The organism is Pseudomonas sp. NY15374 (genome assembly GCF_048068255.1).
Lineage (GTDB): Bacteria > Pseudomonadota > Gammaproteobacteria > Pseudomonadales > Pseudomonadaceae > Aquipseudomonas > Aquipseudomonas machongensis.
The window spans coordinates 117,814-143,673 of the sequence record NZ_JBLUPZ010000011.1 but is presented as its reverse complement, the minus strand read 5'-3'; the positions used below and the strand labels follow the sequence as shown (position 1 = coordinate 143,673).

23 protein-coding genes and 3 tRNA genes are annotated in these 25,860 nt (G+C 63.0%); 6 read left to right on the top strand and 20 right to left on the bottom strand.

Annotated features, from left to right (window positions below; translation table 11 throughout):
* Positions 1–3 precede the first annotated feature (3 nt).
* From ACNFHO_RS21755 to rluC, 3 genes are read right to left on the bottom strand one after another with little or no spacing between them, the layout of a single operon-like run.
* A complete protein-coding gene (locus ACNFHO_RS21755) occupies positions 4–999 on the bottom strand; it encodes a S49 family peptidase (protein WP_416767327.1) in 996 nt (331 codons plus the stop codon).
* A gap of 2 nt (positions 1,000–1,001) precedes the next feature.
* The gene (locus ACNFHO_RS21750) at positions 1,002–1,682 is read right to left on the bottom strand and encodes an HAD family hydrolase (protein WP_416767326.1); all 681 of its coding nucleotides are present in this window, start codon (positions 1,680–1,682) and stop codon (positions 1,002–1,004) included.
* Between the two features lie 6 nt (positions 1,683–1,688).
* Positions 1,689–2,645, bottom strand: a complete 957-nt coding sequence (rluC, locus tag ACNFHO_RS21745) for a 23S rRNA pseudouridine(955/2504/2580) synthase RluC (RefSeq protein ID WP_063543827.1) — start codon at positions 2,643–2,645, stop codon at positions 1,689–1,691.
* Positions 2,646–3,387: 742 nt separating this feature from the next.
* Here rluC and rne point away from each other — a divergent pair.
* Positions 3,388–6,618: a ribonuclease E gene (gene rne, locus ACNFHO_RS21740; protein ID WP_416767325.1), complete on the top strand. Its 3,231-nt coding sequence runs from the start codon at positions 3,388–3,390 to the stop codon at positions 6,616–6,618.
* A 100-nt stretch (positions 6,619–6,718) separates the two neighbouring features.
* Here the strand turns inward: rne and murB are convergent, their stop codons facing one another.
* The 8 genes from murB to ACNFHO_RS21700 form a co-directional block, all read right to left on the bottom strand.
* The gene (murB, locus tag ACNFHO_RS21735) at positions 6,719–7,738 is read right to left on the bottom strand and encodes a UDP-N-acetylmuramate dehydrogenase (protein ID WP_112897749.1); all 1,020 of its coding nucleotides are present in this window, start codon (positions 7,736–7,738) and stop codon (positions 6,719–6,721) included.
* On the bottom strand, positions 7,735–8,199 hold the full coding sequence (locus tag ACNFHO_RS21730; RefSeq protein ID WP_323453847.1) for a low molecular weight protein-tyrosine-phosphatase: 465 nt from the start codon (positions 8,197–8,199) through the stop codon (positions 7,735–7,737). The genes murB and ACNFHO_RS21730 overlap by 4 nt, the downstream gene beginning before the upstream one ends.
* Positions 8,199–8,963, bottom strand: coding sequence for a 3-deoxy-manno-octulosonate cytidylyltransferase (kdsB, locus tag ACNFHO_RS21725; protein ID WP_054893061.1), 765 nt, complete (start codon positions 8,961–8,963; stop codon positions 8,199–8,201). The genes ACNFHO_RS21730 and kdsB overlap by 1 nt, the downstream gene beginning before the upstream one ends.
* Entirely contained in the window at positions 8,960–9,145 is a 186-nt protein-coding gene (locus tag ACNFHO_RS21720) for a Trm112 family protein (RefSeq protein WP_054893060.1), read from the bottom strand. The genes kdsB and ACNFHO_RS21720 overlap by 4 nt, the downstream gene beginning before the upstream one ends.
* A gap of 41 nt (positions 9,146–9,186) precedes the next feature.
* Positions 9,187–10,182, bottom strand: coding sequence for a tetraacyldisaccharide 4'-kinase (gene lpxK, locus ACNFHO_RS21715; RefSeq protein WP_054893059.1), 996 nt, complete (start codon positions 10,180–10,182; stop codon positions 9,187–9,189).
* The gene (locus ACNFHO_RS21710) at positions 10,182–10,616 is read right to left on the bottom strand and encodes an ExbD/TolR family protein (RefSeq protein WP_054893058.1); all 435 of its coding nucleotides are present in this window, start codon (positions 10,614–10,616) and stop codon (positions 10,182–10,184) included. Before ACNFHO_RS21710 ends, lpxK begins: the two co-directional genes overlap by 1 nt.
* Complete coding sequence (locus ACNFHO_RS21705; RefSeq protein ID WP_054893125.1) at positions 10,613–11,248, bottom strand: MotA/TolQ/ExbB proton channel family protein; 636 nt, start codon at positions 11,246–11,248, stop codon at positions 10,613–10,615. The genes ACNFHO_RS21710 and ACNFHO_RS21705 overlap by 4 nt, the downstream gene beginning before the upstream one ends.
* A gap of 110 nt (positions 11,249–11,358) precedes the next feature.
* Entirely contained in the window at positions 11,359–13,581 is a 2,223-nt protein-coding gene (locus tag ACNFHO_RS21700; RefSeq protein WP_416767323.1) for a DNA internalization-related competence protein ComEC/Rec2, read from the bottom strand.
* A 142-nt stretch (positions 13,582–13,723) separates the two neighbouring features.
* Here ACNFHO_RS21700 and ACNFHO_RS21695 point away from each other — a divergent pair, with 142 nt between their 5' ends.
* Entirely contained in the window at positions 13,724–14,350 is a 627-nt protein-coding gene (locus ACNFHO_RS21695) for a DUF2062 domain-containing protein (protein WP_151924181.1), read from the top strand.
* On the opposite strand, the gene ACNFHO_RS21690 is transcribed toward ACNFHO_RS21695, so the two are convergent.
* The 3 genes from ACNFHO_RS21690 to ACNFHO_RS21680 form a co-directional block, all read right to left on the bottom strand.
* The gene (locus ACNFHO_RS21690) at positions 14,234–15,013 is read right to left on the bottom strand and encodes an ABC transporter permease (protein WP_054893055.1); all 780 of its coding nucleotides are present in this window, start codon (positions 15,011–15,013) and stop codon (positions 14,234–14,236) included. The genes ACNFHO_RS21695 and ACNFHO_RS21690 overlap by 117 nt on opposite strands.
* Positions 15,010–15,942 (bottom strand): ABC transporter ATP-binding protein, encoded by a 933-nt coding sequence (locus ACNFHO_RS21685; protein WP_416767322.1) that lies wholly within the window; start codon positions 15,940–15,942, stop codon positions 15,010–15,012. Before ACNFHO_RS21685 ends, ACNFHO_RS21690 begins: the two co-directional genes overlap by 4 nt.
* 147 nt (positions 15,943–16,089) lie before the next feature.
* Entirely contained in the window at positions 16,090–16,713 is a 624-nt protein-coding gene (locus ACNFHO_RS21680; RefSeq protein WP_416767321.1) for a glutathione S-transferase, read from the bottom strand.
* 184 nt (positions 16,714–16,897) lie between these two features.
* Here ACNFHO_RS21680 and ACNFHO_RS21675 point away from each other — a divergent pair, with 184 nt between their 5' ends.
* A complete protein-coding gene (locus ACNFHO_RS21675; protein WP_416767320.1) occupies positions 16,898–19,345 on the top strand; it encodes an acyl-CoA dehydrogenase in 2,448 nt (815 codons plus the stop codon).
* Between the two features lie 137 nt (positions 19,346–19,482).
* Complete coding sequence (locus tag ACNFHO_RS21670; protein WP_416767319.1) at positions 19,483–19,893, top strand: PA2817 family protein; 411 nt, start codon at positions 19,483–19,485, stop codon at positions 19,891–19,893.
* A gap of 100 nt (positions 19,894–19,993) precedes the next feature.
* Here ACNFHO_RS21670 and ACNFHO_RS21665 read toward each other — a convergent pair.
* The 3 genes from ACNFHO_RS21665 to ACNFHO_RS21655 all read right to left on the bottom strand — a co-directional run bounded on the left by ACNFHO_RS21665 (position 19,994) and on the right by ACNFHO_RS21655 (position 20,308).
* Positions 19,994–20,069: transfer RNA gene (locus ACNFHO_RS21665), tRNA-Gly, on the bottom strand.
* 85 nt (positions 20,070–20,154) lie between these two features.
* Positions 20,155–20,230 (bottom strand) — tRNA-Gly (locus ACNFHO_RS21660).
* A 2-nt stretch (positions 20,231–20,232) separates the two neighbouring features.
* Positions 20,233–20,308, bottom strand: a tRNA-Glu gene (locus tag ACNFHO_RS21655).
* Positions 20,309–20,645: 337 nt separating this feature from the next.
* Between ACNFHO_RS21655 and ACNFHO_RS21650 the strand changes: the two genes are divergently transcribed.
* A complete protein-coding gene (locus ACNFHO_RS21650) occupies positions 20,646–21,413 on the top strand; it encodes a hypothetical protein (RefSeq protein WP_054893050.1) in 768 nt (255 codons plus the stop codon).
* A gap of 51 nt (positions 21,414–21,464) precedes the next feature.
* On the opposite strand, the gene ACNFHO_RS21645 is transcribed toward ACNFHO_RS21650, so the two are convergent.
* A complete protein-coding gene (locus ACNFHO_RS21645) occupies positions 21,465–21,947 on the bottom strand; it encodes a GAF domain-containing protein (protein ID WP_416767317.1) in 483 nt (160 codons plus the stop codon).
* Positions 21,944–22,834, bottom strand: coding sequence for an ATP-binding protein (locus ACNFHO_RS21640; RefSeq protein WP_054893048.1), 891 nt, complete (start codon positions 22,832–22,834; stop codon positions 21,944–21,946). Before ACNFHO_RS21640 ends, ACNFHO_RS21645 begins: the two co-directional genes overlap by 4 nt.
* A gap of 225 nt (positions 22,835–23,059) precedes the next feature.
* Here ACNFHO_RS21640 and ACNFHO_RS21635 point away from each other — a divergent pair, with 225 nt between their 5' ends.
* The gene (locus ACNFHO_RS21635; RefSeq protein WP_416767314.1) at positions 23,060–25,372 is read left to right on the top strand and encodes a response regulator; all 2,313 of its coding nucleotides are present in this window, start codon (positions 23,060–23,062) and stop codon (positions 25,370–25,372) included.
* Here the strand turns inward: ACNFHO_RS21635 and ACNFHO_RS21630 are convergent.
* Positions 25,362–25,850 (bottom strand): glutathione peroxidase, encoded by a 489-nt coding sequence (locus tag ACNFHO_RS21630; RefSeq protein ID WP_063543806.1) that lies wholly within the window; start codon positions 25,848–25,850, stop codon positions 25,362–25,364. The two genes, ACNFHO_RS21635 and ACNFHO_RS21630, sit on opposite strands and share 11 nt — an antisense overlap.
* Positions 25,851–25,860 lie beyond the last annotated feature (10 nt).

Sequence of the window (25,860 nt, the reverse complement as noted above, 5' to 3'; positions counted from 1 at the left end):
GATTCAACGCAGGGATGACCCCTGGAAGCCCATGTACATGGCCAGACGCTCGGCGACGCTGGCACCGATACGCTTGGAGAAGCGATCGAACGGCGATTCCTGCACCGTGAAGTCCACCAACTCCTTCTCGCCGACAATGTCACGCGCCACATAGCTGGCACTGCCCAGGCCATCGATCAAGCCTAGCGTCTTGGCCTGCTCGCCCGACCAGATCAAACCACTGAACAGCTCGGGATGCTCCTTGTCCTTCAGACGCTCACCTCGCCCCTGCTTCACCATGGCGATGAACTGATTGTGCGTGGTATCCAGCACACCCTGCCAGAACGCTGTCTCTTCAGGCTTTTGCGGCGAGAACGGGTCGAGGAAGGCCTTGTGCTCACCAGAGGTATAGGCACGACGCTCGACACCAAGCTTCTCCATGGCGCCGACGAAGCCGTAGCCCGCGGCAGTTACACCAATGGATCCGACCAGGCTGGCCTTGTCGGCGTAGATCTCGTCCGCCGCACTGGCGATGTAGTAGGCGCCCGAAGCACCAAGGTCAGTGATCACCGCATACAGCTTGATTGCCGGATATTCAGCACGCAGCCGACGAATCTCGTCATATACGTAACCCGCCTGCACCGGGCTGCCGCCCGGACTGTTGATGCGCATCACCACAGCCTTGGTCTTGGCGTCCTTGAACGCCTCGCGCAGGCTCTTGATGATGTTGTCGGCGCTGGCAGCTTCCTGATCGGCGATCACCCCGCGCACTTCCACCAAGGCGGTATGATTGGCACTGCGCGAAGCCGTGCTCTCCATATCCATCAGCGGAGAGAACAGGAACAGGAGACCGAACAGGTAGAGAAAGGTCAGCAGCTTGAAGAAGATCCCCCAGCGCCGCGCACGACGCTGCTCCTGAACACCCGCCAGGAGCGTCTTCTCGAGCAGCTTCCAACTCTTGCGCTCTTCCTTGTCCTGCGCTGCACCCTCGGACTCAGGGGCTTTCCACTCGTCAGCCATGCTCACCCACCTTGGAATTGAAGCTGCGCGGGACCAGCCAGCCACTCACGCAACTGTGAAAAATGCTCGACGCACACCTGCGGCCCGAATTCGCTCAGCGCCTGCAGCGACATCGCGCCATACCCCACGGCAACCGAATGCATGCCTGCATTACTGGCCATCTGCAGATCGAATGCCGAATCTCCGACCATCAGCGCCCTGCCAGGTTCGACCCGGCAATGGGCGAGAATTTCCTCAAGCATCAACGGATGGGGTTTACCGCGGGTTTCGTCAGCGGCCCGAGTGATATCGAAATACCCTTCCCAGCCATTGGCCTTGAGCACCCGGTCGAGCCCACGACGCGCCTTGCCGGTGGCCACTGCCAGACGATAGCCCTCACTACGAAAGGCTTCCAGCGACTCCACCACCCCTTCGAACAGCGGTGAGGGCTGCTGATCCAGCGCCGTGTAGATATCTGCATAGTGCTGGCGAAAAATCTCGAGCTGCCGGGCATCCAGATGCGGATAGAGCACCGAGATCGCCTCGCTCAAGGCCAGGCCAATGATGCCCTTGACCGCAGCGTCAGCACTGGGAGCCTCGCCGGCACGCTCGGCAGCGGCATTCATCGCTTCGACGATGCGTCCGATGGAGTCGGCAAGGGTGCCATCCCAATCGAAGATCAGCAGCTCGTAGGGTTTGCTCATGACAGATCAGGTCGCACTCAGGCGCTCCACGGTCTTGGCCCACATCTCGTCCACCGGCGCCTCGAGCTTCAATTCGCCACCGTCCGGCAGGGGCACGGTCAACGCATAAGCGTGGAGGAACAGGCGCTTGCCCCCCAGATCACGAATTTCGCGAGTGAAGTCTTCATCGCCGTACTTGCTGTCACCGGCGATCATGTGCCCGGCATGGAGCGTGTGCACACGGATCTGGTGGGTGCGACCGGTAATCGGACGCGCCTCGACCATCGTGGCGAACTCACCGAAGCGACGCAGCACGCGGAACAGCGTCAACGCTTCCTTGCCCTCTTCGTCTACTTCGACCATGCGCTCGCCAGAGCGCAGGTTGCTTTTCTGCAAGGGCGCATTGACCTGTTTCTTCGACGTTGGCCAGTGCCCACGCACCAACGCCATGTAACGCTTGTCGACGCCATCGCCACGCAGCGCTGCGTGGAGGTGACGAAGCATGCTGCGTTTCTTGGCGATCATCAGCAGGCCCGAGGTGTCGCGGTCCAGCCGGTGCACCAATTCGAGCTCCTTGGCATCCGGACGCAACTGGCGCAGCGCCTCGATCACCCCGAAGCTCAGGCCACTGCCACCATGCACGGCAATACCGGCGGGCTTGTTCATCACGATCAGCGCCTTGTCTTCGTAGACGATCGCCGCCTCCAGCCGCTGTAGCAACCCCTGCGCCACGGGAGCCGGCTCGTCGCGCTCGGGCAATCGGACAGGCGGCACGCGCACGATGTCACCCGCCTGCAGCTTGTATTCGGGTTTGATGCGCCCCTTGTTCACCCGCACCTCACCCTTGCGCAGGATGCGATAGACCAGGGTCTTGGGCACGCCCTTGAGGGCCGTGATGAGGAAGTTGTCGATGCGTTGGCCGGCAAGTTCCGGCGCGACTTCGATCAGCTGAACGCCGGAAGTCGGGGGATTATTGGTCGTCATTGCTGGATCATAACAATTTTTTATGGAATTGAAGCACTTAATGATTACTGCTATAGTCGCGAACGCCGCCAAAAGCGGTAGGTCAGTACCGCACGGTTTCGAACCGGCCCTGACCAACGCAATTCTCGAGGACGCGAGGCCGTCCGACGGGGTTTTCGCCAGTTTACCGAAATGCCTGGAATCGCCACCAGCGCCGAGCAGAGAAGAACGAAAAAAAACGACAAGTGCGGTGTTTCACCTCCCTCCTGTTCTTTTTCGCATGCCCCTGCCCCGCCTCGTCGCTTCCGTGCAGCGCCTGGCGAATGCTTCGGAAATACCTGCCTTGGACATGAATGGCGCCAGCCCAGAATCTGCGCTGGCGAAAAATGCAACCCGTTGCGGATTCAGCGCGCGGCAGCACCCGAATTATCAGGGATACGTGCAGGGTGGAGATGTACAGCCCGGACCGTACAGCACGGCCGGCCACCGGCCCACTGTAATGGCCCGGCGAGCGGAACCGGTGTTTGCAGATGCCCCAGAGGCGTCCACGGCCCTCGGCTGATTCCTCCTCCTGACTGAGTGCGATAGGCACCGCAGCAAACAGGACGCGTCGTCGCGACAACGGCAGGCTGGGCAACCGGCTGGTGCCGAACGTCGTTGGACACGGGGGTGGCACGCCACCCTTTGCGCACCTTGGCACCGACCATGAGAAGTCGTGTGTGCCGAACGCCGTTTCCGGCAGCCCGGAAACCGACGGTACAACATGAAAAGAATGCTGATTAACGCAACTCAACCCGAAGAGTTGCGTGTAGCCCTGGTGGATGGCCAACGCCTCTACGACCTGGATATCGAGTCCGGCGCGCGTGAGCAGAAAAAGGCCAACATCTACAAAGGCAAGATCACCCGCATCGAACCCAGCCTCGAAGCCGCCTTCGTCGACTTCGGTTCCGAACGTCACGGCTTCCTGCCGCTGAAGGAAATCTCCCGCGAGTATTTCAAGAAGTCGCCTGAAGGTCGGGTGAACATCAAGGAAGTGCTGAGCGAAGGCCAGGAAGTCATCGTCCAGGTCGAGAAAGAAGAACGTGGCAACAAGGGCGCTGCCCTGACCACCTTCATCAGCCTCGCCGGCCGCTACTTGGTCCTGATGCCGAACAACCCACGCGCTGGCGGCATTTCCCGCCGCATCGAAGGCGAAGAGCGCAACGAGCTGCGCGAAGCCCTCAACGGCCTGACCGTTCCTGGCGACATGGGCCTGATCGTGCGCACTGCCGGCCTGGGCCGCAGCAGCGAAGAGATGCAGTGGGACCTCGACTACCTGCTGCAACTCTGGACCGCCATCAAGGAAGCCTCCCAGGATCGCGTCGCGCCCTTCCTGATCTACCAGGAAAGCAACGTCATCATCCGCGCCATTCGCGACTACCTGCGCCAGGACATCGGTGAAGTGCTGATCGACAGCATCGATGCCCAGGAAGAAGCCCTGACCTTCATCCGCCAGGTGATGCCGCAGTACGCCAGCAAGGTCAAGCTGTACGAAGACAGCGTCCCGCTGTTCAACCGCTTCCAGATCGAAAGCCAGATCGAGACCGCCTTCCAGCGCGTGGTCGACCTGCCGTCCGGCGGTTCGATCGTCATCGATCCGACCGAAGCCCTGGTCTCCATCGACATCAACTCGGCGCGCGCCACCAAAGGCAGCGACATCGAGGAAACCGCCCTGCAGACCAACCTGGAAGCGGCTGAGGAAATCGCCCGCCAGCTGCGCCTGCGTGACATCGGTGGCCTGATCGTCATCGACTTCATCGACATGACCCCGGCCAAGAACCAGCGCGCCGTCGAGGAACGCGTTCGCGAATGCCTCGAAGCCGACCGCGCCCGCGTCCAGGTCGGCCGCATCTCGCGCTTCGGCCTGCTGGAGATGTCTCGCCAGCGCCTGCGTCCGTCGCTGGGCGAAAGCAGCGGCATCGTCTGCCCGCGCTGCTCGGGCACCGGCATCATCCGTGACGTCGAGTCCCTGTCGCTGGCGATCCTGCGCCTGATCGAGGAAGAAGCACTGAAGGACCGTACCGCCGAGGTACGCGCACAGGTGCCGATCCCGGTAGCCGCCTTCCTGCTCAACGAGAAGCGCAACTCGATCACCAAGATCGAACTGCGCACCCGTGCACGCATCATCATCCTGCCGAACGACCACCTGGAAACCCCGCACTTCGAAGTCCAGCGCCTGCGCGACGACAATCCGGACGTGCTGAACAACCAGTCGAGCTACGAGATCGCCACCAGCGAAGCCGAGGAAGCGCCGCAACCAACCGCTACCCGCACCCTGGTTCGCCAGGAAGCTGCAGTGAAGACCGCTCCGGCTCGCACCAACGCTCCCGAGCCTAGCCCGAGCGAAGAAAAACCTGCTGCAACCACTCCAGCGCCTGTCGCCGCGCCAGAGCCAAGCCTGTTCAAGGGCCTGGTCAAGTCGCTGGTCAGCCTGTTCGCCGGCAAGGAAGAACCCGTCGTCGCTCCCGCCGCCACCCCCGAGAAGCCAACCACCGAGCGCAGCCAGCGCAACGAGGAACGCCGCAACGGCCGTCAGCAGAGCCGCAACCGCAATGGCCGTCGCGATGAAGACCGCAAACCGCGTGAAGAGCGCAGTGAGCGCACCCCACGCGAAGAGCGCCAGCCACGCGAAGAGCGCGCACCTCGTGAAGAACGTGCACCACGCGAAGAACGTGCACCTCGTCAACCACGCGAAGACCGCCGTGGTAATCGTGAAGAACGCGTCCGCGAATTGCGCGAGCCACTGGATACCGCCCCGGCGGCCCGTGAGGAGCGTGCTCCACGCGAAGAGCGCGCACCTCGCGAGGAACGCGTAGCCCGCGAAGAGCGCGCGCCACGTGAGGAACGCGCACCACGCGAAGAACGTGCCCCACGCGAAGAGCGCGCACCTCGTGAAGAGCGCCCGGCCCGTGAGGAACGCGCACCACGCGAGGAGCGTGAAGAGCGCGCACCACGCGAAGAACGGCAACCACGCCAGCCGCGCGAAGAGCGCCAGCCACGTGCCGCCGAACAGGCTGCCGAGGCGAGCGAGGAGCAACTGCCTAACGAAGAACTGCTGCAGGATGAGCAGGAGGGTGCCGATGGCGAACGCCCTCGCCGCCGCTCCCGTGGCCAGCGTCGCCGCAGCAACCGTCGTGAGCGCCAGCGCAATGCCAATGGTGAACTGATCGACGGCGATGATGAAACCGGCGAAGAGCAGCAGCCACAGCAGCACAAGGCCACTGAGCTGGGTGCCGAACTGGCCGCAGGCCTGGCAGTCACCGCTGCCGTTGCCAGCAGCAATATCAGTGCCGACGCCGAGGCCCAGGCCAACGAGCAGGCCGAGCGCGCCACCGCCACTGTCGTGGAGGCTGACGACCGTGAAGTGGTTCAGCCCGCCGAGCCGGCCGAGGTTGTCGCCAAAGCTGAGGAAGTCGCGATCGCGCCTGTCGTCGAGCAGCCGGTCAATGCGCCTGTGACCGTGGTCGAACCAGGCATCGAGCCTGTCGTCGAAGCGCCTGCACAACCACAGGCCGAAGTGGCCACCAGCGAGCCTGCGCCTGCAGTCGAAGCGCCAGCCACCGAAGCACCGGCCGTGGAAGCGAGCGAAGCGGAGAAGGCACCGGTTGCTGAAACTGCCGTAGAGCAAGCACCCGCTGTCGAAGCCGAAGTGATCGAGCCTGTCGTGGTCGAGCCAGTGGCTGTCGAGGCAGCACCGGTCGTCGCTGAAGCAGCCCCTGCCGAAGAGCCTGCCCCTGCCGTAGCTGAAACTGCTCCGGCCCAAGAGCCGGCTGTAGAAGAAGCGGCCACCATCATGCTGCCGAACGGCCGTGCGCCGAACGACCCGCGTGAAGTGCGTCGCCGCAAGCGTGAGGCTGAAGCCGCTGCCGCTGCTGCTGCCGCAGCCCAGGCTGCCGCCGAAGCTGCCCCGGCACTGGAAACCACCGAGGATGAGCACAAACCTCACCACGGTTGATTCCAGCAGCTGAATGAAAAACCCCCGCCAGTGCGAACTGGCGGGGGTTTTTCTTTATCGCTCAAAACCCAGGAAAGCCGGGCCAGCCTGGTGGTGGCGATCAGTACAGATTTGGCTCCATCTCCAACTCGACGCCAAACCGTTCAAGGATATCCGCCTGGATTCGCTGCGCCAGGGCGTGCAACTGTGCGCCACTCGCCTGGCCGTAATTGACCAGCACCAGCGACTGCAAGCGATGCACACCAGCATCACCCTCACGGTAGCCCTTCCAGCCCGCCTGCTCGATCAGCCAGCCTGCCGCCAGCTTGACCTGCCCCTCAGACTGGGGATAGGCGACCAGACTCGGATAACGTGCGCGAATACTCTCAGCCAACTGCACCGAGACCACCGGGTTCTTGAAGAAGCTGCCAGCATTGCCCAGCTCTGCCGGATCCGGAAGCTTTTCGCGACGAATACTGCAGATGGCATCGCTGATGGCCTGTGCAGTCACTTCCTGCACGCCCTGCTCTTGCAAGCGCTGTCGAACCGGCCCGTAGTCCAGGTGCGCACGCAATGTACGGCTCAGCACAAAACGCACACGCAGGATCAACCAACGGCCCGGGTTGCGCTTGAACACACTGTCGCGATAGGCGAACGCACACTCGTTCAACGTGAAGTCGCGCAGCTGGCCGGTCTCACGGTCCAGAGCGGTCAAGCCTGCGAACACATCCTTGATCTCGACCCCGTACGCACCGACGTTCTGCATCGGTGCCGCCCCGACCGTGCCGGGAATCAGGCTGAGGTTCTCCAGCCCGCACAAGCCCTGCGCCAGGCTCCATTGCACGAACGGATGCCAGGGCTCGCCTGCCTCGGCCTCGATCACGACACGCTCGCCATCGTCACTGAGGATGCGTCGGCCACGACTGGCCACGTGCAGTACCAAGGCATCGACGTCGCGGGTCAGCAGCAGGTTGCTGCCGCCGCCGACCACCAGCACCGGCAACTGCCGTTGCGCAGCCAGTGCCAGAGCCTGGCGGACCTCATCGTCGTCATGGGCCAAAGCGAGGTAGCGCGCCTTGACGTCGATACCGAAGGTGTTGAACGGCTTGAGCGATACACGCTCCTGCCACTGCGCTGTCATAACCGCCCCTTGATTTCCACGACCAGCTCGCGACAGGCCGCTTCGATCAGGTCCAGAACCTGCTCGAAACCTTCGGCACCGCCATAGTAAGGGTCCGGCACCTCATCCAGCATCGCGCCATACCTGCGCAGGAACAGGTCGAGCTCGCCGCGCGCATCGTGCGGGCGTAGCGCCTGCAGGTTACCCAGATTGCTCTTGTCCATGGCCAGGATCAGGTCGTACTCACCGAAGTGAGCGGCCTTGACCTGCTGTGCGCGCTGGCGCGACAAGTCATAACCCCGTACCAGTGCAGCCTTGCAGGTACGGCTGTCGGGCGCCTTGCCCACGTGCCAGTCTCCGGTGCCTGCTGAGGCCACGTGCACGCGCTCTGCAAGCCCTGCAGCCTGCAATTGGTGGCGCAGAACACCCTCGGCGGTGGGTGAACGGCAGATATTGCCCAGGCAGACGAACAATACGCGCATCAGGCCTCCAGCAAGCGCCGTACGCGCTCCAGGTCTTCAGGGGTATCGACACCCACTGCCGGCGCTTCGATGGCATCCTCGACATGGATACGCACCCCATGCCAAAGCGCCCGCAACTGCTCCAGCGCCTCGGTCTGCTCGAGCCAGCACGGGCCCCAACCGACGAAATCCTGCAGGAAGCCGACACGGTAGGCATACATGCCGATATGACGACGATACGGCACCCCTTCCGGCAACAGGTCGCGGCCTTTGGCGAAGGCATCGCGCGCCCATGGCAGCGGCGCACGACTGAAGGTCAGGGCAAGGCCATTCTTGTCGCTGACCACCTTGACCGCGTTGGGGTTGAACACGCTTTGCGGCTCGTGGATCGGTTCGGCCAGGGTTGCGATACCCGCCTCGGGGTGAGCCGCCAGATTGGCGGCCACTTGGTCGATGATCACCGGCGGAATCAACGGCTCGTCGCCCTGCACGTTGACTACGATGGCGTCTGGCGGCAGACCCAGATGCGCGACCACCTCGGCCAAACGGTCGGTACCCGACTCATGGTCGGCACGCGTCATCAGCACTTCGGCGCCAAAGGCCTGGCATGCTTCGAGAATACTGGCATCGTCGGTAGCAATGACTACCCGTGCAGCACCGCTCTTGAGGGCCTGTTCCCAGACATGCTGGATCATTGGCTTGCCGGCGATCGGTAGCAACGGCTTGCCCGGCAGGCGCGTGGAGCGCAGCCTGGCAGGAATCACCACAGTGAAATTCAGGCTCATTTGTCCAGGCGCTCGTCGTCGCTCAGGGTGCGCGCCTCGCTCTCCAGCATGACCGGGATGCCGTCGCGGATCGGATAGGCCAGGCCGGCGCCCTTGCTGATCAGCTCGGTCTTGTCGGCGCTGAGCTTGAGTGGGCTTTTGGTGATCGGGCAGGCCAGGATATCGAGCAGTTTGGTGTCCATGGAGGTGTCCTTGAGGCCGGAGGCCGGAAAGTGGAAGTGATTCAAGGCAGCAGACGAGCGAGCTGCGCATCGAACCAGGCGACGAAGGATGGAGACGGTTCGGCATCAACGGCCAGGTACCACCAGTCGTCACCTGCAAAGTCACGGCATTTCACCGCGTCCTTTTCAGTCATGACCAATGGCAGCGGTGGCTCGAATGCCAGGCTCTGGGCATCGAACTGCGCATGGTCGGCGAAAGGGTGCGGCACGGGCTGCCAGTTTAGCCCTTGCAGGGTGTTGAAGAAACGTTGCGGGTTGCCAATGCCAGCCACGGCATGAAGGGCCTGACCGGCAGGAAAATGCTCGAGCGGACGACGCTCGCCGGTACGTAGGTTGACCAATGCACTCGGGCGCAGACCGAACGCGAATCCACGCGGCGGATCGACGGTCGCACCGTTGTGCAGCACTGCACCGACGTCATCCAGGCGCTCGACCGGCTCACGCAACGGGCCGGCCGGCAGGCACCGGCCGTTGCCGAGACCACGGGCCGCGTCGATCAGCACCAGCTCCAGGTCGCGCGCCAGCCGGTAATGCTGCATGCCGTCATCACAGAGAATCAGGTCCAAGGGCTCGCTGGCCAACAGCGCTCGCACGGCACGGGATCGGTCAGGGTCGATCATCAGCGGCACGTCGGTACGCTGCACGATCAGCAACGGTTCGTCTCCGGCCTGCGCAGCGCTCTGACTGGCGCGGACCCGCCAGGGGAAATGAGGCGGCTTGGCGCCATATCCACGACTGACCACGCCGACCTTCAGCCCCAGGCTTCGGCAATGCTCGATCAACCAGAGGATCATCGGCGTCTTGCCGGTCCCTCCGACGGTGATATTACCCACCACGATGACCGGCACCGGAGCCCGATAGCTGGCGCTTTCGCCACTGAGGAAGCGCGCACGCTTGCGCGTCACCACCCGCCGGTAAAGGGCCTCGAGCGGGCGCAACAGCCCCAGAGCGGGATGGCCTTGGTACCAGGCGGCGAGCAGGCGATCGGTGAAAGCCATCAGGGCGTCCCCGGAGCCGCCTCGACGGTGGTCATGCGCAGGTGGCTGAAGCCGAGCTTGCCGGCAGCATCCATCGCCGTGATCACCGCCTGGTGCGGGGTCTTGCCATCGGCACTGATCGCCAGAGGCAATGTGTTGTCCCCCCCGGACTCTCGCTCAAGGGCCTCGGTCAGGGTGGCCAGGTCGCTCTTGGGCAGCAGGTGGTTGTTCACCGAATACACGCCATCCGCGCTGATCGTCACCTCCACCAGCTTGCCATCCTGCGGCGCGGCCGGTGCGCCGCTGGCGGCCTCGGGCAACTCGACACGCAGTTGGGTCTCGCGGGTGAACGTGGTGGTGACCACGAAGAACAGCAAGAGCACGAACACCACATCGATCAGCGATGCAAGGTTGATGTCGACGTTCTCACGTTGTCGATTGCGCCGGAACTTCACGCCTTGCCTCCGGCCACCTCGACCTCGCGATCGCCCTGCAGCACCTCGACCAGCTTGATCGCCTCCTGCTCCATGCCAACCACCAGCTCATCGATGCGGCGCAGCAGGAAACGGTGGAAGAATACGGCGGGGATACCAACCATCAGGCCCGCTGCGGTGGTCACCAGCGCCTTGGAAATACCCCCGGCGAGCACCGCAGCGTTGGCAGTCATCTGCGAGCCCATGAACGCACTGAAGATGTCGATCATGCCAAGTACGGTGCCAAGCAGACCGAGCAACGGCGCCATTGCAGCGATGGTGCCCAGCGTGCTGATGTAGCGCTCGAGCTCGTGGATGACCCGGGAGGCGGCCTCCTCGATGCATTCCTTCATGATCTCGCGGCCATGGCGGGAGTTTGCCAGGCCCGCGGCGAGGATCTCGCCCAAGGGGGAGTCGGCGCGCAAGGCCTTGAGCTTGTCACTGGTCAGTTGCTTGTCCTTGATCCACATCCATACCTGGCCCAGCAGGTGCGGCGGGGTGACGCGACTGGCACGCAGGGTCCACAGGCGCTCGACGACAATTGCCATGGCTGCGACGGAGCTCAGAATGATCGGCAGCATCATCCAGCCGCCGGACTTGACCAATTCCCACACAGTAAGCATCCCCCTGAAAAAGGCCGCCACTCTACCATAGGCAGACATGGGGCTCATCTGCCGAAGGTCAGGGGCTGGCGGGTGACCAGCATATTTCAGGTGTGCACGGCCTAGGAAGGCGGCTCACGCCAGAAGCGCCGCTGCGCACGCAATCCCTCGACCTCTCCGTGCCTGCCCAGTCGCAGGCGCAGCGCCCCTTGCAGTGCCGTGTCATGCACTGCCAGCCCATGCCGCCGATAGCGCTCGATCACCTGCGGGTGCGGGTGACCGAAACCATTGTGTCGCCCACGGGAAATCATCACGCCACGCGGCGCGATGGCGCGGATGAAAGGCTCGGTGGAGGAACTACGGCTACCATGATGCGGGGACTGCAGCCAGTCGATACGCGCCGCATCGGCGGACTCCAGCCAGGCACGCTCGGCACCGGCCTCCATGTCACCAGCCAGCAGCAAGCGCTCCCCTTGGGCCTCGACCAGCAGCACACAGGAGCGGTCGTTGCTGTTCTTGCCACTGGGCCAGTGCCACAGCGAGAACATCACGCCATCCCACTCCCAGCGCTCACCACTGCTGCACACCTGTGCGCCCAAGACAGCGGGCAACTCCCGAGCCTCGCCAGCCAGCACCCGCGCCACCGGCAGGCCGCGCTGCACGGCGAGAGCGCCGCCGGCGTGGTCGGCATGTGCATGGCTGATCAGCATCAGATCGAGCTGGTTGACACCCATCCTGCGCAAGGTCGGCAGCACCACGGTCTGCCCAAGGTCACTGGTGCCCATCGCCGGCCCGGCATCGTAAAGCAGGCTGTGATGCCGCGTGCGCAACAGCACCGCCAAGCCTTGGCCAACGTCCAGTTGCCAGACTTCCACCTCTGCGTGCGGCACCTGCTCGCGAGGCGCCCACAGCGCCAGCAGCATCACCGCCCCCAGTCCTCGCAGCGGCACGCCGCGTGGCAGCAAGAGCAGCAACGCGCCCGCACACACCAGCGTCCACGCCCACAGCGAAAGCGGCGGGGGCGTCCAGGGTGGACGCCATTCGGCCAGCAGGCCGAGCGCGCGAAACATCAGGTCGATCAACCCACCCGCCAGCCACAGCAACGATTCCCCCACCCCTGCCAACGGCAGCGTCGCCGTTCCGAGCAGGGCCAATGGCAACACCGCCAGGCTGATCCAGGGTACTGCCAGGAGATTGACCAACGGCGCGCTGAGGCTGACAGGCAGACCCAGCGCCAGCATCGCGGGCAGCAAACCAATGGCGATCACCCATTGAGCACGACTCCAGGCCTGCCAGGGCCGCCAGCCACCCAGACGCGCGCTGAAGCAGTAGATCAGCACTGCCACCGCCGCGAAAGACAGCCAGAAGCCCGGCATCAGGCTGGCCAGGGGCTCGAACAGCAATACACCTATCAAAGCCAGCAACAAGGGGAAGAACGCCCCCAGATGACGAAAGCGCAGACGCCAGACCAAGACAGTGGCCAGCATCTGGCATGCACGCTGCACCGGCACCTGAAAGCCAGCCAGGGCGCCATAGGCCAAGGCTGCTGCCATTGCCAGGCCGCACGCCCAGGGCAACCACGGTAGCCTCCCTGGCCAGGCACCCAGACGGGCCAGTCCGGCAACCAGCCCATAGATCAGCCCCGCCAGCAAGCCAATGTGCTGCCCCGAAATCACCATCAGGTGCACGGTGCCGGTCGCCTGCAAGGCCTGCCAGTTCTCCCGCGCCAGCCCAGAACCGTCACCGAGCACCAACGCCGCCAGCACCACCTCCCGCCCTTGGGCGTCCACCGCCAGCAAGCGCTGGCGCAGCCTGTCTCGCCAGCCCCCGCTCGCCGGGGCCAGCATCTCCCCGGCCTTGACCGTTCCTGTGGCACCAATGCGCCGTGCCAGCAGCATCGCTTCGCGGTCGGGACCATGGGGATTGAGCAGCCCATGAGGGCGTCTGAGGTTGACCGCGAGCCGCCAGCGCTCGCCAGTCCGGACCATGGGACCGTCGAACCAGCTCAGTTGCATCCGGCGGGGTAACTTCGCACGCCGGGACTGTGCCTCGTCCAGCTCGAAACGCACGCTGCGCCCGGACTGCGTCGCCAGCCCCGTCACCCTGCCCTCCAGCCACAGCGTGCGCCCATCGAGCTCGGCGATGAGGCGATCATCAAGGGCCTGCTGCGACGACCAGCAGGCCCAGCTCAGCCCCAGCAGGAACCACCCTATCGGCCAGACGCGAGTGAACAGGCACATCAGTGCCGACAAGAACAGAAGGAACAGCCATCCGACCGACGGCAAGACAGGCAAGAGACCCAGGCTCAACAACCCGAGCGCCAGCGCAGACATCCCTGTGCGCATGAAGTAAAGCTCCGCAAGCGTAATCGCCCCGTCAGGCTAGGCCTGTTTGGCCGCCGAGCTCACTCAACAATTGTCACAAACTCTGAACGAGGCCGACGTGGAATCAAGGCATACTCGCCCTATTCGAGCACCGGGAGCCTACATGCCGCGCCGCCTCTTCAAACGCTACATGCCGGATCCGACCAGCATTCGGGAACACAAGTCCTTACGCTTTTTCGGCCGATTGCTGCACGACCCCAACCTCTGGCACCTGAATCGCCATTCGGTCGCTCGGGCCATGGGCGTAGGGTTGTTCGCAGCGCTCATCCCCATCCCCATGCAGATGCTGCTGGCCGCCAGCCTGGCGATACCGGTACGCGGCAACCTCCCTATTGCGGTCAGCCTGGTCTGGCTGACCAACCCGCTGACCATGCCACCGGTGTTCTTCGTCACCTACATGACCGGCGCGTGGTTGATGCAGATTCCTCCGCGAACGCTCCCGGAAGAACTGACCTTCGAATGGATCACCGACCAACTGTCCACCGTCTGGCAGCCGTTCCTGCTCGGCTCGGTGGTGTGCGGCGTGATACTGGGCGTTGCCGCCTACTTCACTACCTTGCTCTACTGGCGCTGGTGGGTCGGCCGGCAGTGGCGCCGGCGCAAGTGCAGGGTGTCATGCACGCATGCCGCGACCACTGACCAGCAGGCGGACGCACAGGGTATAGAGCACCGCGGTAGCCACCAGCATGAAGGTGATCGCCGTACCAATGCTGATATCCGACACCCCTAGAATGCCGTAGCGGAACGAGTTGACCATGTGCAGCACCGGGTTCGCCAGCGACACGGTCTGCCAGAACGGCGGCAGCAGGTTGATGGAGTAGAACACGCCACCCAGGTAGGTCAGCGGTGTCAGAACAAAGGTCGGAATGATCGAGATATCGTCGAAATTACGTGCGAAAACGGCATTGACGAACCCCAGCAGCGAGAAGATCGTCGCCGTCAGCAGCACCACAACGATGGTCACACCCAAGTGATGCACCTGCAGGTGGGTGAAGAACATCGACAGGATGGTCACGATCACGCCGACCGCCAGGCCGCGTAACACACCACCGAGGGCGTAGCCGACGAGAATGGTGTGCGGCGAGACCGGCGAGACCATCAACTCTTCGATCGAACGCTGGAACTTGCTGCCGAAGAAGCTCGACACCACGTTGCCGTAGGAGTTGGTGATCACCGACATCATGATCAGCCCCGGCACGATGTACTCCATGTAGGTGAAGCCACCCATGTCGCCGATCTGACGGCCGATCAGGTTACCGAAGATGACGAAGTACAGCACCATGGTGATCGCCGGCGGCAGCAGGGTCTGCGGCCAGATACGCAGAAAGCGTCGAACCTCGCGATAGACGATCGTATTCAGGGCGACCCAGTTGGTGCGCAGTTCCACACTCATACCGCCACCTTCGACAGATTCTTTTCCACCAGGGCCACGAACAACTCCTCGAGTCGATTGGTCTTGTTACGCAGGCTCTGCACCTCGATGTTCTGCAACGCCAATTGGCCGAACAACGCAGTGATGCCGATATCCTTTTCCACCTGCACTTCCAGCGTGTGCGGCGTGATCAGCCGGCACGGGTAACCTTGCAGCTTCGGCGCCACGGGCAGGTCCTGCTTGAGGTCGAGGACGAAGGTCTCGACGTGCAGCTTGCCCAGCAACTGGCGCATGCTGGTGTTCTCGACAATGGTGCCGTGGTCGATGATGCCGATGTTGCGGCACAGCTGCTCGGCTTCCTCGAGATAGTGGGTGGTGAGGATGATGGTGATGCCTTTCTGGTTCAGCTCGGTGAGGAAACTCCACATCGAGCGACGCAGTTCGATATCCACGCCAGCCGTCGGCTCGTCGAGGATCAGCAAGCGCGGCTCATGGATCAGCGCACGGGCGATCATCAGGCGACGCTTCATGCCGCCGGACAGCGACCGCGACTGCACGTCGCGCTTGTCCCACAGCCCCAGTTGGGTGAGGTACTGCTCGGCACGCTCCTTGGCCAGCTTCGGCGGGATGCCGTAGTAGCCGGCCTGGGTGACGACGATGTCGAAGGTCTTCTCGAACTGGTTGAAGTTGAACTCCTGGGGCACCACGCCGATGCTGCGCTTGAGCGCGGCTGGCTGGCGGTCCAGGTCGTGGCCGAAGACATTCACCGTGCCGCTGGTCTTGTTCACCAGGGTCGAGAGAATGCCGATGGTGGTGGATTTACCGGCGCCATTGGGGCCGAGCAAGGCAAAGAAGTCACCTTCCGCGACCTCCAGGTCGATGCCCTTGAGGGCCTGAAAGCCGTTGCCGTAGGTCTTGGTCAGCTGTCTTATGGACAGGGCAGAACTCATAGCGGGTCACGTACCGAAGAAAAAGGTTCAGGACACGCCAGGTCAAGTCACTGGCGCAGTGAGTAGTGCGGCCATGGTGCAAGGCCTGACCGCACAAGTACAGTCATGTATATCGATAGTGACTATCGAAACGGGCGGGGTATCCGCTCAGGTCAGCGCCGTCATTACTGCGGCCTGATAGGCCGGACGCGCCTTCAGGCGCTCGTACCAGGCCTGCAGGTTGGGGAGATCGGGACGCTCGATGGGCATCTCGAACCAGGCGTAGGCAAAGCAGCCCAGCGGAATGTCGCCCATGCCGATCTGCTCACCGGAAAGGTAGGGTTGGGTGGCCAGCGTCTTGTCGACGATCGCCAGCAACTCGCCGCACTTTTCCCGCGCAGCGTTGATCGCCGTCCAGTCACGCTCATTCTCTGGGGTACGCAGCATGCCCCAGAACAGCGGGCGGAACGGCGCGGCAAAGGAAGAGGTGGTCCAGTCCATCCACTTGTCCGCCAGGGCACGCTGGCGCGGATCGTCCAGGTACCAGCCCTGCTCGGCACCATATTCAGCGCTCAGGTAGCGCACGATGGTGTTGGACTCCCAGAGGACGAAGTCGCCATCCTCGAGCATCGGCACCAGGCCATTGGGGTTGCGCTCACGGTACTCAGGCTCGTTGACCACACCGAACGCCCCACCGGCGTCGATCGACTCGAACTCCAGCCCCAACTCGTGGGCAATCCACAACGCCTTGCGCACATTGCTCGAGTTCTTGCGACCCCAGATCTTCAGCATGACAACGTCCTTAGTGAGTGCAGAGGGTGGACAGTCTACTCCACAGTGACGCCACCTGTACCAGGGGACAATGCTCTGAAACTCCTGTGGCCACACCCTGTCACTGTTCTTAGCGAGCCATCCGGCGCATCGCGTCTAAGCTATCCGGGATGGCTCGAGCCCAAGCTTCCAAGGAGGAAGAACTATGCTGCTGTTGTGGTTGGTGGTGCTGGTGATCGGCGCCGCATATCTCACCCATCGACGTCTGGCACCGCTGCAGATCCTCGGGGTGATCGCCGCCTATGTGCTGTTGATGGGCATCTTCGCCGACGCACCTGGCTGGCTGCTGACCGTGATCTGGCTGGTGCTGGCCGCCAAGGCCGCCCTGCTGATATTGCCGCAGTGGCGGAGCCACGTGTTCACCGGCCCCGTGTTCAAATGGTTCCAGCGCACCCTGCCACCCATGTCGCAGACCGAGCGCGAAGCGATCGACGCGGGCACTGTATGGTGGGACGGCCAGCTGTTCAGCGGCCAGCCCGACTGGAATACCCTGCTCGACTACCCTGCCCCCACGCTCACCGCAGAAGAACAGGCGTTCATCGATGGCCCCACCGAGGAACTCTGCGCCCTGGTCAGCGACTGGCAGATCGGCCAGGACCTCGACCTGCCACCCGCAGCCTGGGAACACATCAAGCAGCACGGCTTCTTCGCCCTGATCATCCCCAAGGAATACGGCGGCAAGGGCTTCTCCGCCTACGCTCACTCCCAGGTGGCGATGAAACTCGCCACTCGCAGCGGCGACCTGGCTTCGACCGTGATGGTGCCCAACTCGCTCGGCCCGGCCGAACTGCTGCTGCACTATGGCACCGATGAACAGCGTAACCACTACCTGCCGCGCCTGGCCCGTGGCGACGAAATCCCCTGCTTCGCCCTCACAGGCCCACTGGCCGGCTCCGACGCTGGCGCCATGCCTGACACCGGCATCGTCTGCAAGGGGGAATGGAACGGCGAGGAAGTCATCGGCCTTCGCCTGAACTGGGAGAAGCGCTACATCACCCTCGGCCCGGTGGCCACCCTGCTGGGCCTGGCCTTCAAGGCCTACGACCCCGATCACCTGCTGGGCGAACAGGAATCCCTGGGCATCAGCCTGGCACTCATCCCCACCGACACCCCGGGCGTGGAGATCGGCAAGCGCCACCTGCCGCTGGGTGCAGCCTTCATGAATGGCCCGAACAGCGGCAAGGACGTGTTCGTGCCCCTGGACTTCCTCATCGGCGGCAAGGACATGCTCGGCAAGGGCTGGATGATGCTGATGAACTGCCTGTCGGTCGGGCGCTCCATCTCGCTGCCTGCGGTTGGCACAGGCGCTGCCAAGTACACCAGCCTGGTCACCGGCCAGTACGCCCGCGTCCGCGAGCAGTTCAACGTGCCGCTGTCCGCCTTCGAGGGCATCCAGGAATCGCTGGCACGAATCGGTGGCAACGCCTGGCTGATGGACAGCGCCCGCCTGCTCACCGCCAAGGCAGTGGACCTGGGCGAGAAGCCCTCGGTACTTTCGGCAATCCTCAAGTACCACCTGACCGAACGCGGCCGTGAATGCATCCAGCACGCCATGGACGTACACGGCGGCAAGGGCATCATCATGGGCCCGAACAACTACCTGGGTCGCAATTGGCAAGGCGCGCCGATCTTCATCACCGTCGAGGGCGCCAACATCCTGTCACGCAACCTGATGATCTTCGGACAGGGCGCGATCCGCTGCCACCCCTTCGTCCTCAAGGAAATGGCCCTCGCTGGGCGCGAGGATCGCGAGCAGGCACTCAACGAGTTCGACGATCTGCTGATGAAGCACATCATGTTCGCCGCCAGCAATGCGGCCAGCACTTTCGTGCTCGGCATCGGACTGGGGCACTTCGAGAAGATGCCGGGCGACGCCCTCAGCCAGGGCTACTTCCGTGCGCTGAACCGTCAGGCGGCCGCATTCGCCTTGCTTGCCGACCTGTCGATGATGCTGCTCGGCGGCGCGCTGAAGCGGCGCGAACGCCTGAGCGCGCGCCTGGGGGATGTCCTCAGCTACCTGTACCTGTCATCCGCAGCGCTCAAGCGCTATCATGACCTCGGCTCACCCGAGCACATGCAACCTCTGCTGCGCTGGGCGCTGGAAGAAAGTCTGGGGCAGGCCGAAAAAGCCCTCGACCGGCTGCTCGACAACTTCCCCAATCGTTTCATCGGCTGTGCGTTGCGGGTTCTGGTCTTCCCGTTCGGTCGCCGCCACACCGGGCCAAGCGATGAACTGGATAAAGAAGTTGCTGAACTGATCGGCCGACGCAAGGGTGATCCGGCACTGGAGGAACTGCTGGCGGGCTGCTTCCGCCCTGACGGCGAAGGTGATCCGGTAGCCGCCCTGCAGACAGCTTGCGACCTGCTGGACGAGGTGGCGCCACTGCACAAGGCGCTGCACCAGGGGCTCAAGGAGGGTAAGGTGCATCCCGCGCCGGGCCAGTCGGACATCGAAGCCGCCGTGCAGGCCGGCGTGCTCCAGGCTGATGAAGGCGAGAGACTCCAGGCAGCCGAAGCCGCGCGCCGGAAAGTTATCGATGTGGATGCTTTCGACAAGGCGCAACTGCTGCCCGCGGAAGGCAAGATGCGCTGAGCACCTTCAGTCAGACAGACAGATCCCCGGCCCCTGGCGGGCCGGCGGTCAAGGCAGTACGAGCGGCTGCGCCTGCCCCTGAGGGGCAAAACCTGCGTATACTCCGGCCCCCGTTTCAACACCAGAGGATCGCCCCAATGGCCAACCCCCACCTGGAGTACCACCTGCAACTGCTCCAACACCTGCGCACCATCCTGGTGGCCCTGGGCGACGCCGAGCAAGTGCCGGAAGAAAGCCACGCCCTGTTCCTCGAACGCTTCGACGAACTGCTGACCCTGCTGCCGCAGGACCCACTGGAAAGTCAGTACCTGGGTCAGGACCTGATCTGCCAGGCGATCACGCGCTACCCGCAGATCGCTCATCTGGTTCCGCGTGACCTGCTGTGGTTCTTCGGCGGCGACTGCCTGCACTACATGCCCGATGAAGAACTCGAGCTGTACCAGACGCTGGAAGAGCGTCGCTACGAGGCCGAGCAGAATGAAGAGCCCTTCGACTGGAACCTGGAGAAGCAGTTGCTGAGCGCACCCGACCAGGGCGAGCGCCACTGAGCAAAAATGGCCACGGGCATTAAAAATGTCCGTGGCCCCATGGCTGCGATGTTTTTGAAGGTAAAAAAAAACGCCACTTCGATGAAGTGGCGTTTTCAAATGGAGCGGGAAACGAGACTCGAACTCGCGACCCCGACCTTGGCAAGGTCGTGCTCTACCAACTGAGCTATTCCCGCAATGTGAAGCAAAACCGCATTTGGCGTGAATGGCCTGAACCTTTCACTGCCGCTGCACCGTCAATGGACGCCACAGTTCTAAAACTGGAGCGGGAAACGAGACTCGAACTCGCGACCCCGACCTTGGCAAGGTCGTGCTCTACCAACTGAGCTATTCCCGCATTGGCGTCCCCTAGGGGACTCGAACCCCTGTTACCGCCGTGAAAGGGCGGTGTCCTAGGCCACTAGACGAAGGGGACACACTACAACTTCACTGCCTGCTGCGTTTGGCTGTGTGCTTTACGCTGCAAGTGGCGCGCATTCTATGGATGCCTCGACAAGCCGTCAACCCCTTTGTGGAAATTTATTTAAATCAACGACTTCCGCCCCTGTACAGAGGCTGCGCATGATGCGCCCGGGGATTGGCGTTGCTTTTCTGACGCCAGCCCGGCAAGCTCGCATCAAAGTGCCAGCACTGTAGATTTTTGCCCTTGAGCCGACACCCATGGGTAGAGCCTGTCCGCCAGGCTGCACTGTTCGCCCTCTGGCGAACTCACTACACTCAATGATGCAAAACTTCTTCATGAGGCGTTAACGGTGACACCACTTCTGATCACCCTGCTCATCGTGGCGGGTATCGCGTTGCTGATCGTGATCGGCTACCTCAACAATGTCGTGGAAAACGCCAAGCTCGAGCGCGCGCGCCTTAAAGTCGAGCTGACCGAACGCCTGCGCCGCTGCGGCGAGATCACCGAAACCTTCCCCGGCCAACTGATGACTCCGGCGCTCAAGCTGCTGCTGACCCGCCTGGAGCTGAATCTCAATCAGCGCCTGCTGGCGCTGGACAAGCACAACGGCGATTTCAAGGCGCGGATTGTGGAACTCGAAGGGTTGATTGCCAAGGGCGACAAGTTGCCGGTCAACAACCCGCCGAGCCCGATTCAGACCGAGGTCAAGGCCAAGGACGTGCGCTTCCTGCTCGAGTCGCTGCACAACCAGATCGTGCGCGCTACCCAGGAAAACTTCCTGCAGTCCAACGAAGGCAAGTACTGGGTCAGGGAAATTCGCCACATCCTGGTGCTACTGCACATCGAATTCTTCAATAACCTGGGCCAGCAGGCGTTGCAGCAGAATCAACCAGGCCATGCGCGCCTGGCGTTCGAACGCGGCGTGCAGTACCTGCGCAAACAACCGGAACCGAAACAATATGAAGAGCAGCTGACCTACCTGGAAAAACTGCTCGCTCGCGCCAACGCGCAAGTACTGGACCAGATGGAACCGGCCGAAAATGACCAGAACGCGCTGACCCAGGGTCTGAAAACCGATGAAGACGAGACGTGGAAAAAGCGGGTGATCTACGACTGATCCACAACCGTTGAAAACAAGAAGGGCCGCAAAAGCGGCCCTTCTCGTTTTTCAGCAGTCGCTCAACGCCAGGAAGATCGACGCCAGGCGTTCCAGCCCTTGCTGATCGGCCTCACTGAAACGCGCAAGGCTCGGGCTGTCCAGATCGAGCACGCCAATCAGCCTGCCCTCCTTTACCAGCGGAATCACCAGCTCGCTGTTGGATGCGCTGTCACAGGCGATGTGTCCAGGGAAGGCATGCACATCCTCCACTCGCTGGGTCTGCAGGGTGGCTGCTGCCGCACCACACACACCCTTGCCGAATGCGATGCGCACGCACGCCACCTGCCCCTGGAACGGCCCGAGCACCAGTTCCTCGTTGCGGTTGAGGTAGAAACCCGCCCAATTCAGGTCTTCCACCTGGTGGTAGAGAAATGCCGAGAACTGCGCGGCGTTGGCGATGAAATCACGCTCGTCGGCGAACAGCGCCTGCACTTGCGCAGCCAGCAGGTCGTAGCCATCGAGGCCTTTGCCACTGGCGTTGAGGTCGATCATTGGTTCTGCTCCAGCAATTGCAGTCCAACCCAGTAGCGGGCGAACTGGTAGGCACAACGGCCATTACGGTTGCCGCGGCCGGTGGCCCAGCGCGCAGCGAGGATGTCGAGTTCTTCAGTACGCTGCCAGACCAGCCCGGCCGGGCGCGCCAGTTGGCCGATCCAGTGCTCGACCACGTTGAGGAAATGCTCCTGGGTGAACGGGTAGAACGACAACCACAAGCCAAAACGGTCGGACAGGGCGATCTTGTCTTCCACCGCTTCGTTGGGGTGCAGTTCGCCGTCGATCATCTTCCAGTTTTCATTGTCGCTCTGCTTCTCGGGCACCAGGTGACGGCGGTTCGAGGTGGCATAGAGCAGGACGTTGTCCGGCGCCTGTTCGAGCGAACCATCGAGCACACTCTTGAGCACTCGGTAATCGCCCTCTCCCGCCTCGAACGAAAGGTCGTCGCAGAACAGGATGAAGCGTTGCTCGAGCTTTTGCAGTTGCTCGACCACCCGCGGCAAGTCGGCCAGATGATCGCGCTCGATCTCGATCAGGCGCAGGCCCTGCCCGGCATGTTCGGCCAGCAGCGCACGTACCAGCGACGACTTGCCGGTGCCCCGCGAGCCCCACAGCAGGGCGTGGTTGGCGGGCATGCCATTGATGAACTGATGGGTGTTGCGGCCCAGTTGCTCACGCTGCTGATCGACCCCGATCAGGTCCGAGAGCCGGATGTCGAGGCTGACTTCCAACGGCATGAGGTAGCCGCTGCGGCCATCACGCTGCCAGCGCGCAGCGAGGGTCGACGACCAGTCGATCTGCGGGCGGGGCGCCGGCAGCAGTGGTTCGAGGCGCGTCAGTATGGATTCAGCGTGTTCCAGGAATGCAATGAGGCGGGTGTCCATGAAGGTTTCCTTAATCAAGACCGATTCAGGAGCCGAGGCGCAGCCATTGCGCGACGACACTGCCCCTACAGAGCCAACAGGGGTTGTGGGAGCGAGCTCGTCTCGCGATGGCCGCGCACCGGCCCATTGATTGGATCGCTCGAAACAACAGACAGACCCGCCAGCAGCCGGGGCTGATCGGCTATGCTTGCGCAGCGCAAGGGGCGTTGAACCGGCTCGGGAACCATGGATATCAAGTTCACCAATCGCCTGTCATACAAGCAAGCCCGGTTGACAGTCCTGGTCGGCTTCATCCTGGGAACATTGCTCAGTCTCATCCAGATCGGCATCGATTATGCCAGCGAAGACGCGTCCATCAACCGCGAAGTGCAGGCATTGCTGCAAATAAGCCATGACCCGGCCTCGCGCATCGCCTACAACATCGACGCGGAGCTGGCCCAGGAGCTCACCGGCGGGCTGCTGCAATCGCCAGCGATCATCCGCGCACGCCTGATCGACAACAACGATACGGTGCTGGCCGACGTCCATCGCCCGCGCCAGGAAGACAGCTACCGGCCGCTCAGCGACTTCCTGTTCGGCGAGCAGCGCCAGTTCAAGGATCGCCTGTTCCTCGCCCACATGCCCGACGATTACCTCGGCACCCTGTACCTGGATGTCGACACCTATGCCTTCGGCAGCCGCTTTCTCGACCGAGCCGGCATCACCCTGCTCAACGGCTTCGCCCGCAGCCTGGTGCTGACCGGTATTCTCCTGGGGTTGTTCTACATCATGCTGACCAAACCCCTGGTCACCGTCATCGGCGCCCTGAGCGGCAGCGACCCACGCCAGCCCGGCCAGACCCGTCTGGACTACCCCAACGGTCATGAGCACGACGAGATCGGGGTACTGGTGAAGGTCGCCAACCAGCAATTCGTCAGCATGGCCACCGAGATCCAGCAGCGGCGCAACGCCGAAAACCGCCTCACCCAGTACCTCAACGAACTGGAAGACATCGTTTCGGCCCGCACCGAAGAACTCAAGGCCAGCAACAGCCGGCTGAGCCAGTCCAACGAGGAACTGGAGGAAGCCCGCCGCCGCGCCCTGGACATGGCCCAGGCGCGCGCCGCCTTCCTGGCCAACATGAGCCACGAGATCCGCACGCCGCTCAACGGCATGCTCGGCATGATCGCCCTGGCCCTGGACAGCGGGCTGAACGCCGAGCAACGCCAGCAGCTGTCGATCGCCCACGACTCAGGCAAGGTGCTGGTCGAGCTGCTCAACGATATCCTCGACCTGTCCAAGTTCGATGCCGGGCAACTGGAGCTCGAACGCATCCCTTTCGACATGGGGGCGATGGTCGAGGACACCGCCAACCTGCTGTCGCAGAACGCCGCGCCCAGTGTGGAACTGACCTGCCTGATCGCTCCGGACTTTCCCAGCACCGTGCTCGGCGACCCCACCCGGGTGCGCCAGATCGTCAGCAACCTGCTGTCCAATGCGCTCAAGTTCACTCGCTTCGGGCGTGTCGACCTTCGTCTTTCGAGCATCGTCGGCGGCGTACGCCTGGAAGTGTGCGACACCGGTATCGGAATCCCGGAGGAAGCCCAGGTGCGCATCTTCCAGCCCTTCACCCAGGCTGGCGCAGGCATCACCCGCCAGTATGGCGGCACCGGCCTGGGCTTGGCCCTGACCCGTAACCTGTGCAAGGCCATGCAGGGGCATCTGCATATCAACTCGCAAACCGGCTTCGGCAGCCGCTTCAGCGCCGATCTTCCGCTGCCCACACACACCGAAGCGGTCCCGTTTACGCCGCTGAAGGGTCAGGTGGTGGCACTGAGCAACGCCTCCAGCGGTCTGGCTGAACTGTTGCATGGCCTGCTGCCAAGCTGGGGGCTGGATTATCAGCGACGCGACGATGCCAGTGGGCTCGACGGCATGGCCATCGACCTGCTCATCACCGACGACACCGAGCACCTGTTCGAACTGCGCCCCGGTATCAACGCACCGATCCTGCTGGTCACGGCCTATGGCAACTTCCTGCCCGCAGAGCAGACCGCGCAATTGGCCCCTTTGCACCAGCAGGCACGCCCGCTGGCGCGCAATGCCCTGTACCAGATGCTGCGCCGCACCCTGCAAGGCGAAAACGCTACACCTGCACCCTCGGAGGTCGGCCGCCTGCTGGAACGACGCGCTCAGATCCTGCTGGTGGAAGACAACCCCGTGAACCAGTTGGTAGCCAAGGGCATGCTCGCCAAGCTCGGCTGCCAGGTGCAGGTTGCCGCCCATGGTGCCGAAGCGCTGGAGATCCTCGAGCGCGAAGGCTTCGACATGGTGCTGATGGACTGCAACATGCCGGTGATGGATGGCTACGAGGCCAGCCGGCGCATCCGCCAGAGCGGGCGCTGGCCCGACCTGCCGATCGTCGCCCTGACCGCCAACGCCATGCCCGAAGAGCGCGAACGCTGTCGCGCCGCGGGCATGAACGACTACTTGGCCAAGCCGTTCCGGCGCGAAGAATTACTCGCCCTGATCGACCATTGGGTGCCGGTCAGCGGCTGAGCAGACGCTCGATATCGGCTTCCAGCGCCTGCGGCTTGGTGGTCGGTGCGTAGCGCGTGACCTTGCCACTGGACGGGTCGACCAGGAACTTGGTGAAGTTCCACTTGATTTTCTGCGTCCCCAGCAGGCCGGGCGCACGCTTCTTCAGCTCGGCGAACAGCGGGTGGGCGCCCGGGCCGTTCACCTCGATCTTGCGAAACAGCGGGAAGCTCACGCCAAAGTTGAGTTCACAGAACTGCGAGATTTCCAACGCATCGCCCGGTTCCTGCTTGCCGAACTGATTACACGGAAAGCCCAGTACCACCAGGCCCTGCGCGGCATGGTCCTGCCACAGTTTCTCAAGCCCCTTGTACTGCGGCGTGAAACCGCACTGACTGGCGGTATTGACCACCAGCAGCGCCTTGCCGGCGAAGTCGCCGAGTTTTTTCTGCTCCCCCTTGAGGGTGACGCAGGGAATGTCCAGCAACGCATCGGCCATGTCGATCTCC

Excerpts from the sequence above, each read along its gene's own strand:
- ACNFHO_RS21755 (WP_416767327.1), bottom strand. The coding sequence starts at position 999 with ATGGCTGACGAGTGGAAAGCCCCTGAGTCCGAGGGTGCAGCGCAGGAC.
- ACNFHO_RS21750 (WP_416767326.1), bottom strand. The coding sequence starts at position 1,682 with ATGAGCAAACCCTACGAGCTGCTGATCTTCGATTGGGATGGCACCCTT.
- rluC (WP_063543827.1), bottom strand. The coding sequence starts at position 2,645 with ATGACGACCAATAATCCCCCGACTTCCGGCGTTCAGCTGATCGAAGTC.
- rne (WP_416767325.1), top strand. The coding sequence starts at position 3,388 with ATGAAAAGAATGCTGATTAACGCAACTCAACCCGAAGAGTTGCGTGTA.
- murB (WP_112897749.1), bottom strand. The coding sequence starts at position 7,738 with ATGACAGCGCAGTGGCAGGAGCGTGTATCGCTCAAGCCGTTCAACACC.
- ACNFHO_RS21730 (WP_323453847.1), bottom strand. The coding sequence starts at position 8,199 with ATGCGCGTATTGTTCGTCTGCCTGGGCAATATCTGCCGTTCACCCACC.
- kdsB (WP_054893061.1), bottom strand. The coding sequence starts at position 8,963 with ATGAGCCTGAATTTCACTGTGGTGATTCCTGCCAGGCTGCGCTCCACG.
- ACNFHO_RS21720 (WP_054893060.1), bottom strand. The coding sequence starts at position 9,145 with ATGGACACCAAACTGCTCGATATCCTGGCCTGCCCGATCACCAAAAGC.
- lpxK (WP_054893059.1), bottom strand. The coding sequence starts at position 10,182 with ATGGCTTTCACCGATCGCCTGCTCGCCGCCTGGTACCAAGGCCATCCC.
- ACNFHO_RS21700 (WP_416767323.1), bottom strand. The coding sequence starts at position 13,581 with ATGCGCACAGGGATGTCTGCGCTGGCGCTCGGGTTGTTGAGCCTGGGT.
- ACNFHO_RS21695 (WP_151924181.1), top strand. The coding sequence starts at position 13,724 with ATGCCGCGCCGCCTCTTCAAACGCTACATGCCGGATCCGACCAGCATT.
- ACNFHO_RS21690 (WP_054893055.1), bottom strand. The coding sequence starts at position 15,013 with ATGAGTGTGGAACTGCGCACCAACTGGGTCGCCCTGAATACGATCGTC.
- ACNFHO_RS21685 (WP_416767322.1), bottom strand. The coding sequence starts at position 15,942 with ATGAGTTCTGCCCTGTCCATAAGACAGCTGACCAAGACCTACGGCAAC.
- ACNFHO_RS21680 (WP_416767321.1), bottom strand. The coding sequence starts at position 16,713 with ATGCTGAAGATCTGGGGTCGCAAGAACTCGAGCAATGTGCGCAAGGCG.
- ACNFHO_RS21675 (WP_416767320.1), top strand. The coding sequence starts at position 16,898 with ATGCTGCTGTTGTGGTTGGTGGTGCTGGTGATCGGCGCCGCATATCTC.
- ACNFHO_RS21670 (WP_416767319.1), top strand. The coding sequence starts at position 19,483 with ATGGCCAACCCCCACCTGGAGTACCACCTGCAACTGCTCCAACACCTG.
- ACNFHO_RS21645 (WP_416767317.1), bottom strand. The coding sequence starts at position 21,947 with ATGATCGACCTCAACGCCAGTGGCAAAGGCCTCGATGGCTACGACCTG.
- ACNFHO_RS21640 (WP_054893048.1), bottom strand. The coding sequence starts at position 22,834 with ATGGACACCCGCCTCATTGCATTCCTGGAACACGCTGAATCCATACTG.
- ACNFHO_RS21635 (WP_416767314.1), top strand. The coding sequence starts at position 23,060 with ATGGATATCAAGTTCACCAATCGCCTGTCATACAAGCAAGCCCGGTTG.
- ACNFHO_RS21630 (WP_063543806.1), bottom strand. The coding sequence starts at position 25,850 with ATGGCCGATGCGTTGCTGGACATTCCCTGCGTCACCCTCAAGGGGGAG.